Below are 12,136 nucleotides of genomic sequence, written 5' to 3'. Positions count from 1 at the left end.
TTCACCGGTCCGACCGCTTTTCCGCTAGAGGCGGCTTTCCGCTTTGTCAGGGCGTCGCCCTCGTCCAGAACCTTACCAGAAGGTCCGATCGAAGGCCAACCCTTCTATCTTACTCAGGATCCCCCACCTGTCAACAACCGGTGTGGGCTCCAGAGTGGTTCCCACTCTACCCCGGCCGCACGAGTGCTCGTGCCATCCGTTCGAGTGCGGGTCCGACCCGGTCGCGGTTCGCACCGCGTCGTCCGTGCCGATGTCTCTAGATTACAGGCTTCCGAGGGTGCTTCGTACGCTTCCGCGCCGGCGTCCCGGGCACGTCCCGGCAAGCGCTCCCCTGCATCCGGATCGGAGCCGTGCTCAGAGGCGTGCTCATCGCCGCGCTCAGATCGTGTCTCTTATCGACTCTCGTCGATCAGATCTTCTCGATGGGGGCGAACTTGACGACGAAGTCCTTCTCGCCGATGTCCGCACCGAAGTCGATGCGCGCCTTCGTCCGGTCGCCGGCGCCGTCCACCAGCATCACCGTGCCCATGCCGAACTTGTCGTGGGTGACCTTGTCCCCCGGGCTCAGCGTCGGTACGTCCTTGGACGGTGTGCGTCCCGACGGCTCCTTGCGCGGGCGCGGCGAGCCGAGGCTGGAGAAGGACGACTCCGACCTGCGCCAGTCCACCAGCTCCTTGGGAACCTCGTCGAGGAACCGCGAAGGCGGGTTGTAGGACGGTGTCCCCCACGCGCTCCGGACCGCGGCCCGGGAGACGTACAACCGCTCCTGAGCGCGCGTGATTCCCACGTACGCGAGCCGCCTCTCCTCCTCCAGCTCGGACTTGTCCCCCAGCGTGCGCATGTGCGGGAAGACCCCGTCCTCCATGCCCGTCAGGAACACGACGGGGAACTCCAGCCCCTTGGCGGCGTGCAGCGTCATCAGCGTGACCACCCCGCCGCCGTCCTCGCTGTCCGGGATCTGGTCGGTGTCGGCCACCAGAGAGATCTGCTCCAGGAAGTCGACCAGGGTCGGCTCCGGCGTCTCCCCGCCGTCCCCTTCCTCCCCGGGCGCCTCCGCCTCGCCGCCGTCCTCGTCTCCCCTGTCCTCCCCTTCTCCCCCGTACAGCGGCCCGGAGAAGGTGTTCTCGAACTCGCGCGCGACGTCGACGAACTCCTCCAGGTTCTCGACCCGGCTCTCGTCCTGGATGTCCTTGGACTCGGTGAGCTCCGACAGGTACCCGGTCCGCTGCAGGACCGCCTCGACGGTCTCCGAGGGCGAGGCGTTCTCCGCGTGCTGCCCCAGGTCCTCCAGCAGCGCGTTGAACTCCTTGACGGCTTTGAGCGACCGCGTGGCCAGGCCGGGCGCCTCGTCCGCCCGGCGCAGCGCCTGGGCGAAGGAGGTGCGCTCGCGCGCGGCGAAGAGCTCGATCGCCTCCTCGGCGCGGTCACCGATGCCGCGCTTGGGCACGTTCAGGATCCGCCGCAGGCTCACCGTGTCCTCGGGGTTGGCCAGCACCCGCAGGTAGGCCAGGATGTCCCGGATCTCCTTGCGCTCGTAGAAGCGCACCCCGCCGACGATCTTGTACGGCAGGCCGGTCCGGATGAACACGTCCTCGAACACGCGCGACTGCGCGTTGGTGCGGTAGAACACCGCCACCTCGGACGGCGTCGCCCTGCCCTCGTCGGTGAGCCGGTCGATCTCCCCGACGACGAACGCCGCCTCGTCGTGCTCGTTGTCGGCCACGTAGCCGGTGATCATCGGCCCGACGCCCTGCCGGGACCACAGGTTCTTCTCCGGACGGCCGTCGTTCCGCTCGATCAGCGCGTTCGCGGCGTTGAGGATGTTCTGGGTGGAGCGGTAGTTCTGCTCCAGCAGGATGGTCCGCGCCGAGGGGTAGTCGCGCTCGAACTCCAGGATGTTGCGGATGGTCGCCCCGCGGAAGGCGTAGATCGACTGGTCGGCGTCGCCCACCACGCACAGCTCCGGCGGCGGCACCGCCGGCGGGGCCTGGGCCCCGTCCTCGTCGCCCTCGTCCCCGCCGACCAGCTCGCGGATGAGCGCGTACTGGGCGTGGTTGGTGTCCTGGTACTCGTCGACCAGGACGTGCCGGAACCGCCTGCGGTAGTGCTCGGCCACGTCGGGGAACATCTGCAGCAGGTTGACCGTGACCATGATCAGGTCGTCGAAGTCCATGGCGCCGGCCTCGTGCAGCCGCCGCTGGTACAGGGCGTAGGCCTCGGCGAGCTTCTTCTCCTGCTCGCTCTGCGCCTGCTCGGCGAAGGTGTCGTAGTCGACGAGCTCGTTCTTCAGGTTGGACACCTGGGCGGAGAAGGACTTGGGCGGGAACCGCTTGGGGTCCAGGTCCAGCTCCTTGCAGACCAGCTGCATCAGGCGCTTGGAGTCCGCCGAGTCGTAGATGGTGAAGCTGCTCGGGTACCCCAGCCGCCCCGCCTCCCGGCGCAGGATGCGCACGCACGCCGAGTGGAAGGTCATCACCCACATGGTGTTGGCGACGCGCGCACCGAGCAGGCCCTCGATGCGCTCCTTCATCTCGGCGGCGGCCTTGTTCGTGAAGGTGATCGCCAGGACCTCCCCCGGCCGCGCGCCGCGCTCGGAGAGCAGGTAGGCGATGCGGTGGGTGAGCACGCGGGTCTTGCCCGATCCGGCGCCCGCGACGATGAGCAGCGGCGAACCGGAGTGCGTGACGGCTTCCCGCTGCGGTGCGTTCAGACCTTCGATCAGCTCAGAGGAGGACACCCGTCAAGCCTACGAGGGATCACGCCCTGGTTCTCCCGGTCCGGCGCGGCCCCGCACCCGGTGCCCGCCCTCCCGACCGGGACGACCGACCGGGACGACCGACCGGGACGACCGGCCTGGAGGGCCCGGCGCGGGCGCGCGCCGGCCCACGCGCCCCGGGCCGTGCGGCGGAAGAGCCGGTGACCAGTCCTATTCTGGGTCGGAACCAATGATGATCATGTGAAGTGGGGGTTGGCCGTGCAGGTCTTCATCGACTGCGATCCGGGCATCGACGACGCGCTCGCGCTCGCGTACCTGACCGCGCAGCCGGAGGTGGAACTCGTCGGCGTGGGCACGGTGTTCGGCAACAACGCCGTCGAGACCACCACCGACAACGCTCTGCGGCTGCTGGAGCTCTACGGCGCCCCCCAGGTCCCGGTGGCGCGCGGCGCGGGGCGCCCCCTGGTGCAGGAGCCGTCGCTGGCCGAGTCGGTGCACGGCGCCAACGGCCTGGGCGACGTGGAGCTGCCCGCGCCGAAGGGCGCCCCGGTGGAGGAGTCGGCGGCCGAGCTGCTGGTGCGCCTGGCCCGGAGCAACCCCGGTCAGATCGACCTGCTGGCGGTGGGCCCACTGACCAACATCGCGCTGGCCCTGGGGCTGGAGCCGGAGCTGCCGAAGCTGCTGCGCCGCGTGGTGGTGATGGGCGGCGCCGTGCAGGAGCCGGGCAACGTGACCCCGTGGGCGGAGGCCAACACCTCCAACGACCCGGAGGCCGCCGAGCGGGTCTTCGCGGCCGGGTTCGACCTGACGCTGGTGGCGCTGGACGTGACCATGAAGGCGGTCATGCCGGGCTCCTGGCTCGACGCGCTCAAGGAGGTCGCGGGCGAGCGCGCGCAGCGGACCGCCGAGTTCCTGGACTTCTACTTCGGCTGGTACGGCAGGGTGTTCGGGGTGCGGCAGAGCGCCATGCACGACCCGCTGGCGGCGGGCATCCTGCTCGACCCCGATCTGGTGACCCGCTCGGTGGAGCGCCCGATCCGTGTGGAGCTCAAGGGCGAGTACACCCGGGGCCTGACCATCGCCGACCTGCGCCCGTTCTCGCGCCCCGACGGCGAGGACCGCCCGCGGGTGACGCTGGTGCAGGAGGCCGACGCGGAGGCGTTCCTGGGCCGGATGGCCGACGCCCTGCGGTAGCGGGCCGCCTGCGGCCGGGGCCGCCCCGGCCGCGGGCACGGGCCCGCCGGTCAGACGAGCCGATCAGACGAGCCGGTCAGACGAGTTTGCGGGCGGTGGCCCAGCGGCTGAGCTCGTGCCGGTTGGACAGCTGGAGCTTGCGCAGCACGGACGAGACGTGGGTCTCCACGGTCTTGACCGAGATGAACAGCTCCTTGGCGACCTCCTTGTAGGCGTAGCCGCGGGCGATGAGGCGCAGCACCTCGCGCTCGCGCTGGGTCAGCCGGTCCAGCTCGGGGTCCATGGGCGGGGCGTCGGTGGCGGCGAAGGCGTCCAGGACGAAGCCGGCCAGGCGCGGGGAGAAGACCGCGTCGCCGTCGGCCACCCGGACGATGGCGTCGGCCAGCTCCCGCCCGGAGATGGTCTTGGTGACGTAGCCGCGCGCGCCGCCGCGCACCACGCCGATGACGTCCTCGGCGGCGTCGGAGACCGACAGCGCCAGGAAGCGCACCTCGGGCTGCCGGGCCAGGACCCGGCGCAGCACCTCGACCCCGCCGCCGCCGGGCAGGTGGACGTCGAGCAGGACCAGGTCGGGCTGCTTCTCGGTGATGACGCGGACCGCCGCGTCGACGTCCCCGGCCTCGCCGACGACGTCGACGGCGTCGCCGAGTTCGCCGCGCACCCCGCTGCGGAACAGCCGGTGGTCGTCCACGATCACGACGCGGGGCGGCGCCGCGCCTCCGGCAAAGGTCTCGTTGTCTCCCACACAGGCGACTCTACCCACCCCGGACCGGTTTCCGGGGGTGCTGCCCGACCCCGGCCACGCGCGTGGGGGGCGCAGGTCATTCGGCTCCGGGGATGCGGGGCATGGTCAGCTGCACCTCGGTGCCCTCCCCGGGGGCGGTGCGGATGCGCGCGCTCCCGCCGTGGCGCTCCATGCGACCGATGATGGAGCCGCGCACCCCCATCCGGTCGGGGGGCACCCCGTCCAGGTCGAAGCCGGGCCCGCGGTCGCGCACGAAGACCAGTACCTGTTCGGGCTCCACCTCCCCGTAGACCGAGACGGTCTCGGGACCGGCGTACTTGGAGGCGTTGACCATGGCCTCGCGGGCGGCGCGCAGTTCGGCGTGGATCGCGTCGTCCATGTCCCCGTCGCCGACGCAGACGACGTCGATGGGGACCCCGTGCACCTCCTCGACCTCGGCGGCGACGCGTTCGAGGGCGGCTTTGACGGTGCTCTCGGCGTCGGCCGGGCGCTGGTAGAGCCAGCCGCGGAGCGCGCGCTCCTGGACGCGGGCCAGGCGCTGCACCTCGCGCGGGTCCTCGGCGCGGCGCTGGATGAGGGTGAGCGTGTGCAGGACCGAGTCGTGGATGTGCGCGGCGAGCTCGGCGCGCTCCTGGTTGCGGATGCGTTCGCGGCGCTCCCTGTCGCGCTCGCGGACCAGGCCGATGATCCAGGGGGCGGCGACGAGGCTGATCCCGGCCAGGGTGGCGATGGCGAAGGTCAGTCCGGCGCGGGCCTCGTGCAGCTGCTGCTGGAAGGCGAGGAAGCCGAAGACGCCGATGACGATGAGCAGGATGCCGGCCCCGGCGCGCAGCGCGCCCTTGCGGCTGCGCATCGAGGTGGCCGACACCCACTCGTCGCGCTGGGCCGGGTTGGCCTGCTGCCAGAGGATGGCGCCGCCGACGGCCCCGAAGACCACGAGCCACAGCAGCGGGTCGAAGAGCCCCCCGAAGAGCAGGAAGAGCATGCCGAGCGCCCCGGCGACGGCCAGGTAGGCCAGCAGCTGGGCCAGGTCGCGGCCCTGGCGGCGGGCGTGCTCGGTGTGCGCGCCGGCCGGGTCCGCGGCGGGGCCGGTGGCCGGGTCCGCGGCGGGGTCCGCGGCCGCCTCGTTGGGCACGAAGAAGACCAGGGCGAAGTAGACGGCGATGCCGATGCCCGCGAAGCCGAGCGCCATCAGCGCCAGGCGCACCACCGCGGTGGACACGCCCAGGTGCCGGGCCATGCCCGCGCCGACGCCCGCGACCAGCCGCCCGTCGCGGGCGCGCCGCATGCGCGGCGCGTCCTCGGCCGCCGTGTCCGACATCGCCCTGGCTCCCTTGTTCCTCCGGTAGGCCTCCAGGATGCCCCCCGGCCGCGGAGCGGGGCATCAGGGGCGCGCCCGGAGCCCGCTCCCCGGGGCGGGGCGGAGCCGCCTCAGGGAGGGGTCAGGGGTGTCCCGGATGGGCACGGGGCCCGGTGGGGGGCGACGATGGACGGCATGGAGACCGCTGCCGAGGACGCCTCCGCCGAGGAGGCGCTGCGCCGGCGCCCCGACGCGGGGGTGCTCACCGGTGTGTGCGCCGGGCTGGGCCGCTACACCGGCACCGACCCGGTGCTGTGGCGGGTGGCGTTCTGCCTGACGGGCCTGGCGGGCACCGTGGGGGTGCTGCTGTACGTGGGCGCCTGGCTGGCGATGCGGGACGCCGCCGGGGGGCCGGCCATGGCCGAGCAGCTGCTGAACCGGCGGGTCCCGGCCCGGGCGGTGCCCGTGCTGCTGGCCTCGGCGCTGGCGGTGGCCACGGCGCTGAGCCTGGTGGGCGGGGTGTCCTGGGGGACGCTGGTGCTGGCGGCGCCGCTGGTGCTGGGGCTGCTGACGGCGCACGGGCGGGGCGTGGAGCTGCAGCGGGAGTTCCGGTCGCTGCCCTCGCTGCTGCGCCGGCACGCCCCGCCGCCGCCGGCGCCGGAGCCCGAGCCGGCCCCGGCGTACTACAACCCGGCCCAGCCCTGGGCGCAGGCCCCGGCGGGGCCGATCGACCTGGCGGTGCTGGGCGGCGGCGCGAGGCCGGCGGACCCCGGTGCGGCGGAGCCGGAGAACCCCGAGGCGCCCGCGGGGCCCGGGAAGCCCGACGAGCCGTGCCGGCCCGCCCGCAAGCGGCGGCCCCAGGGGGTGCGGCTGCTGGCGTTCGCGTTCTGGGCGGCGGTGGCCACGGCCGGAGCGTTCCTGCTGGCGACCGGCGAGTTCTCGCTCGCGACCCTGGTCGGACCACAGACCGGGCCGCTCTACCTGGGGAGCGTTGCGGTGATCATCGGACTGGCGCTGGTCGTGGGCGCGTGGGCGGGGGACCCGCGCGGCCTGGCGGCGGCGGGTGTGCTGGTGGCGGCGGTGCTGGTGGCCGCCGCGGCCACCGATCTGACGGGGCTGCGCTTCGGCGAGGCCCAGTGGCGGCCGCGGACGGTCGCCGAGGCGCAGCGCCCGTTCGAGCTGACCGGCGGCTCCGCCGAGCTCGACCTGACCGGGCTGGACCTGGAGCCGGGGGCCCAGGTGGAGGTGAACGCGCGGGTGGCGTTCGGAGGTGTGGAGGTGGTGGTGCCGCCGGAGGCGCTGGTGCGGGTGCACGGCACCTCGGCGTTCGGGGAGATCCGGGTGGACGAGGCGATGCGCTCGGGACCCCGGCTGGACGTGCGGGAGACGCTCGCGCCCGCTTCGGAGGGGGACGACGGGCGGGCCCCGGTGCTCGACGTGACGCTGTCCTCGTACGTGGGGGACCTGGAGGTGCGGCGTGAGAAGGCGTAGGACCGACTGGGGCTCGCTCATCGCCGGCCTGTGCTTCGTGGCCCTGGGGGCGGCGTTCCTGGTGCACGACGGCGCCGGCTGGAGCGTCGACCTGGTGTGGGCGCTGCCCGCGCTGGCGGTGGGGCTGGGCCTGGCGGGCATCGCGCGGGCGATGGTCCGGGCCCGGGACCGCCGCGACGCCGGCGACGCCGACCGGGGGTAGTGCGGCCCGTACGGCCTCTAGTGATCTGTCTCACTTTCGCCTAGGTTGGGGCGCGACCGCCGATCCGGAACGGGAGGCCGCGCCCCCATGCCCGACATCCGCGTCACCGTCGACGGCGTGCGCTACGACGACCAGGTCGAAGCCCGCCGACTCCTCGTCCACCACCTGCGCCGCCTCGGGAAGGTCGGCACCCCCGTGGGGTGCGACACGAGCAACTGCGGCGCCTGCACCGTCCTGATGGACGGCGCGTCCGTCAAGAGCTGCACCGTGCTGGCCGTCCAGGCCGACGGCGCCGAGATCGACACCGTGGAGGGCATGGCCGCCGACGGCCGGTGGCACCCTCTGCAGACCGCGTTCCACCGCCGCCACGCGCTGCAGTGCGGCTACTGCACCCCAGGCATGCTCATGGCCGCCGCCGACCTGCTGCGGGACAACCCCGCCCCGAGCGAGGACGAGGTCCGCGGGGGCCTGGAGGGCAACCTGTGCCGGTGCACGGGGTACGCCAACATCGTGGCGGCCGTCCTCGACGCCGCCGCCGAGATGCGCACCCCGGTAGGGGGTGGGACCGCATGACCGCCGCCCCCGAGAGCGCGCCCCAGACCGGCCGCCCCCTGCCGCGCAAGGAGGACGCCCGGCTGCTCACCGGCCGCACACGCTGGACCGACAACATCGAACCCCCCGGGACGCTGCACGTGGCGTTCCTGCGCAGCCCCATGGCGCACGCGCGCCTGACCCGCGTGGACGCCTCCCGCGCGCGCGGCCTGCCCGGCGTCGCGGCCGTCTTCACCGGCGCCGACGTCGCCTCCGAGCAGGGGTCGCTGCCCTGCGCCTGGCCGGTGACCGAGGACATGGTGACCCCGCCGCACCCGCCGATGGCCGTGGACGAGGTGCGCTACGCCGGGGAGGCGGTGGCCTGCGTCGTGGCCCGGGACCCCGAGAGCGCCGCCGACGCCCTGGAGGAGATCGACGTCGACTACGAGCCGCTCCCCGCGGTGCTGGACCCGGAGGAGGCCCTGGCGGAGGGCGCCGACCTCGTGCACTCCGGGGCCGGGACCAACCGGGCCTATGTGTGGCCGTTCTCCAACGGGGACGTGGACGCGGCCTTCGAGGGCGCCGACGTGGTGCTGACCCGGCGCTACCGCCAGCAGCGGCTGATCCCCGCGGCGATGGAGCCGCGCTCGGTGGTGTGCGCGCCCGAGGAGGACGGGTACACGATGTGGTCGGCCACCCAGATCCCGCACGTGCTGCGGCTGATGCTGGCCACGGTCACCGGGATCCCCGAGCACGACCTGCGGGTGGTCGCCCCCGACGTGGGCGGCGGCTTCGGGTCCAAGCTGCAGGTGACCGCCGAGGAGGTGCTGCTGCTCCTGCTGGCCCGCCGGCTGGGCCGCCCGGTCAAGTGGACCGAGACGCGGTCGGAGGGGTTCCAGACCACCCACCACGGGCGCGCGCAGGTGCAGGACGTGGCGATCGCCGCCGACGCCGACGGGCGGCTGCGCGGCCTGAAGGTGGACCTGCTCGCCGACATGGGCGCCTACCTGATGCTGATCACCCCCGGGGTGCCGATCCTGGGGGCGTTCATGTACCCGGGCATCTACAGGATGGACGCCTACTCCTTCACCTGCACCGGGGTGTTCACCACCACCATGCCCACCGACGCCTACCGGGGCGCGGGCCGCCCGGAGGCCACCTACGCCATCGAGCGGATCATGGGCGAGCTCGCCGAGGAGCTCGGCATGGACCCGGTGGAGCTGCGGCGGCGCAACTGGATCACCCGCGGCGAGTTCCCCTACACCACGGTCGCCGGGCTGACCTACGACACCGGTGACTACGAGGCGGCGACCGGGCGCGCGCTGGAGCTGTTCGGGTACCAGGAGCTGCGGGCCGAGCAGGAGCGGCGACGCAAGAGCGGCGACGCGGTGCAGCTGGGCATCGGGGTCTCCACCTACACCGAGATGTGCGGGATCGCGCCCTCGCGCATGCTGGGCGAGCTCAACTACGGCGCCGGCGGGTGGGAGCACGCGTCGGTGCGGATGCTGCCCAGCGGCAAGGTCGAGGTGGTCACCGGCTCCTCGGCGCACGGCCAGGGGCACGAGACCGCCTGGTCGCAGATCGCCGCCGACCGGCTGGGCGTGCCGGTGGAGGACGTGCGGGTGCTGCACGGCGACACCCGCGTCTGCCCGCGCGGGCTGGACACCTACGGGTCGCGCTCGCTGGTGGTGGGCGGCTCGGCGCTGGTGCGCGCCTGCGAACGGGTGGTGGACAAGGCCCGGGTGATCGCCGCGCACATGCTGGAGGCCGCCGAGGAGGACCTGGAGTTCGCCGGCGGGCGGTTCCGGGTGCGGGGCACCGAGCGGCCCTCGGCGGCGGTCCAGGAGGTGGCGCTGGCCGCCTTCGCCGCGCACGACCTGCCGGAGGGGGCCGAGCCGTCGCTGGACTCCGACGCCGCCTACGACCCGACCGACTTCTCCTACCCGCACGGCACGCACCTGTGCGCGGTGGAGGTGGACACCGAGACGGGGGCGGTGCGCATCACCGGCTACACGGCCGTGGACGACGTGGGCACCGTCGTCAACCCGCTGATCGTGGACGGGCAGGTGCACGGCGGGCTGGCCCAGGGCATCGGGCAGGCGCTGTTCGAGGAGGCGGTGCACGACGCCGAGGGCACCCTGACCACCGCGACCATGGCCGACTACCTGCTGCCGTCCGCGGCCGACCTGCCGCGCTTCACGACCGACCGGACGGTGACCCCCTCGACCACCAACCCGCTGGGCTCCAAGGGGGTGGGCGAGGCGGGCACCATCGCCTCCACGCCGGCGGTGGTCGGCGCGGTGGTGGACGCCCTGCGGCCCTTCGGGGTGCGCGACGTGCCGATGCCCTGCACCCCCGAGCGGGTGTGGCGGGCGGTCCAGGAGTCCCGGAACGGAGGTGAGGGCCGATGATCCCGGCCCCGTTCGCCTACCTGCGCCCCGACACGCTGGGCGCGGCCGTGGCGGCGCTGGCCGCCGACGAGGAGGCCAAGGCGCTGGCCGGCGGGCAGAGCCTGATCCCGCTGCTGCGGTTCCGCCTGGCCGCGCCCACCACGGTGGTGGACCTGTCCGGCGCCGAGGGGCTGCGCGGGGTGCGCGAGGAGGGCGGCGCGGTGCGCATCGGCGCGCTGACCACCCACCACGAGGTGGCCCGCGACCCGCTGGTGGCCGAGCACTGCGCACTGCTGGCGATGGCGGCGCGCACCGTGGCCGACCCGGCGGTGCGCCACCGGGGCACCCTGGGCGGGTCGCTGGCGCACGCCGACCCGGCCGCCGACCTCCCGGCGGCGGCCCTGGCGCTGGACGCCGAGATGGAGGTGGAGGGGCCGGACGGCGCCCGCACGGTCCCGGCCGCGGAGTTCTTCTCCGACTACCTGACCACCGCCCTGGAGCCGGGCGAGGTACTGGCCGCCGTGCGGGTGCCCAAGCGCACCGGTTGGAGCTTCCACTACGAGAAGTTCTCCCGCACCGCCCAGGCGTGGGCGATCGTGGGGGTGGCCGCGGCGGTCCGGCACCGGGACGGGCGGGTGGCCGAGGCGCGGATCGCGCTGGCCAACATGGGGACGGTTCCGGTGCGCGCGCACGAGGCCGAGCAGGCCTGCCGGGACGCGTCGGGCCCGGAGGAGCTGCGCGGCGCCGGCGCGCTCGCGGGGCGGGCCGGGTCGCCGCCGGGCGACCTGCACGGGGGCGCCGACTACCGGCGCCACCTGGCGGGGGTCCTGGCCGGACGGGCGCTGGCGGAGGTGGTGCGGTCATGAGCATGCGGCTGGAGCACGAGTTCGGCGTGCCGGTGCCGGTCGCCGAGGCCTGGGAGGTGCTGCTGGACCCCGAGCGGGTGGCGCCGTGCGTACCCGGGGCGGCCCTGGAGTCGGTGGAGGGCGACACCGTCGCCGGCAAGGTCCGGGTGAAGGTGGGGCCGATCACCGTCACCTACCGGGGCGAGGCCCGCTTCACCGGCACGGACGCCGAGGCGCGGACGGTGCGCATCGAGGCCTCGGGCAAGGAGGCGCGGGGCAGCGGCACCGCGACCGCCTCGGTGGTGGCCCGGCTGGCCGATGACGGGGCGGGGGCGACCCGGGTGGAGGTCACCGCGGACGTGAGCGTGACCGGCCGGGTGGCCCAGTTCGGCCGCGGGGTGATGGCGGACGTGAGCGCCCGCCTGGTGGGCCGGTTCGCCGAGGCGCTGGCCGAGGAGCTGGCCGCCGAGCGGTCCGGCGCCGAGGCCTCCGAGGCCTCCGGTGCCTCCGAGGCCGACGGGCGGGCGCCGGCCCAGGAGGCCGAGCAGGCGGTGCGGGCGGCGCGCGAGGCCGCGGCGGCCGAGGCCGAGGCGCTGGACGCGGTGCGCGCGGTCGGTCCGCCGGTGCTCAAGCGGGTGCTCCCGGCGGCCGCCGCCGTCCTGGTGCTGCTGCTGGGGCTCCGCTGGCTCCGGCGCAGGAGGAGGGAGGGGTAGGAACCGGAT

10 protein-coding genes are annotated in these 12,136 nt (G+C 74.2%); 7 read left to right on the top strand and 3 right to left on the bottom strand.

Annotated elements, in window-relative coordinates; genetic code table 11:
* Positions 1-409: 409 nt before the first annotated feature.
* On the bottom strand, positions 410-2,737 hold the full coding sequence (locus tag C892_RS0116740; RefSeq protein WP_017558111.1) for a UvrD-helicase domain-containing protein: 2,328 nt from the start codon (positions 2,735-2,737) through the stop codon (positions 410-412).
* A gap of 237 nt (positions 2,738-2,974) precedes the next feature.
* Between C892_RS0116740 and C892_RS0116735 the strand changes: the two genes are divergently transcribed.
* The gene (locus tag C892_RS0116735; protein ID WP_026124420.1) at positions 2,975-3,910 is read left to right on the top strand and encodes a nucleoside hydrolase; all 936 of its coding nucleotides are present in this window, start codon (positions 2,975-2,977) and stop codon (positions 3,908-3,910) included.
* A 76-nt stretch (positions 3,911-3,986) separates the two neighbouring features.
* On the opposite strand, the gene C892_RS0116730 is transcribed toward C892_RS0116735, so the two are convergent.
* On the bottom strand, positions 3,987-4,655 hold the full coding sequence (locus C892_RS0116730) for a response regulator (protein WP_026124419.1): 669 nt from the start codon (positions 4,653-4,655) through the stop codon (positions 3,987-3,989).
* Positions 4,656-4,731: 76 nt separating this feature from the next.
* Positions 4,732-5,976 carry an ATP-binding protein gene (locus C892_RS0116725; protein WP_017537950.1) on the bottom strand — a complete coding sequence of 415 codons (1,245 nt, stop codon included), beginning with the start codon at positions 5,974-5,976 and terminating at the stop codon, positions 4,732-4,734.
* Positions 5,977-6,150: 174 nt separating this feature from the next.
* Between C892_RS0116725 and C892_RS0116720 the strand changes: the two genes are divergently transcribed.
* The 6 genes from C892_RS0116720 (at position 6,151) to C892_RS0116695 (ending at position 12,127) form a co-directional block, all read left to right on the top strand.
* Positions 6,151-7,446 (top strand): PspC domain-containing protein, encoded by a 1,296-nt coding sequence (locus tag C892_RS0116720; RefSeq protein ID WP_152513407.1) that lies wholly within the window; start codon positions 6,151-6,153, stop codon positions 7,444-7,446.
* On the top strand, positions 7,433-7,648 hold the full coding sequence (locus C892_RS0116715; RefSeq protein WP_026124418.1) for a hypothetical protein: 216 nt from the start codon (positions 7,433-7,435) through the stop codon (positions 7,646-7,648). The genes C892_RS0116720 and C892_RS0116715 overlap by 14 nt, the downstream gene beginning before the upstream one ends.
* 87 nt (positions 7,649-7,735) lie before the next feature.
* A complete protein-coding gene (locus C892_RS0116710) occupies positions 7,736-8,221 on the top strand; it encodes a (2Fe-2S)-binding protein (RefSeq protein WP_017537953.1) in 486 nt (161 codons plus the stop codon).
* A complete protein-coding gene (locus C892_RS0116705; RefSeq protein WP_017558107.1) occupies positions 8,218-10,590 on the top strand; it encodes a xanthine dehydrogenase family protein molybdopterin-binding subunit in 2,373 nt (790 codons plus the stop codon). Before C892_RS0116710 ends, C892_RS0116705 begins: the two co-directional genes overlap by 4 nt.
* A complete protein-coding gene (locus C892_RS0116700; protein ID WP_017558106.1) occupies positions 10,587-11,435 on the top strand; it encodes an FAD binding domain-containing protein in 849 nt (282 codons plus the stop codon). Before C892_RS0116705 ends, C892_RS0116700 begins: the two co-directional genes overlap by 4 nt.
* Positions 11,432-12,127 (top strand): SRPBCC family protein, encoded by a 696-nt coding sequence (locus C892_RS0116695; protein ID WP_017558105.1) that lies wholly within the window; start codon positions 11,432-11,434, stop codon positions 12,125-12,127. Before C892_RS0116700 ends, C892_RS0116695 begins: the two co-directional genes overlap by 4 nt.
* The last annotated feature ends 9 nt before the right edge of the window (positions 12,128-12,136 follow it).

It is taken from the genome of Nocardiopsis baichengensis YIM 90130 (genome assembly GCF_000341205.1).
Taxonomy (GTDB): domain Bacteria; phylum Actinomycetota; class Actinomycetes; order Streptosporangiales; family Streptosporangiaceae; genus Nocardiopsis_A; species Nocardiopsis_A halophila.
This window is presented reverse-complemented; position numbering and strand designations above follow the sequence as displayed.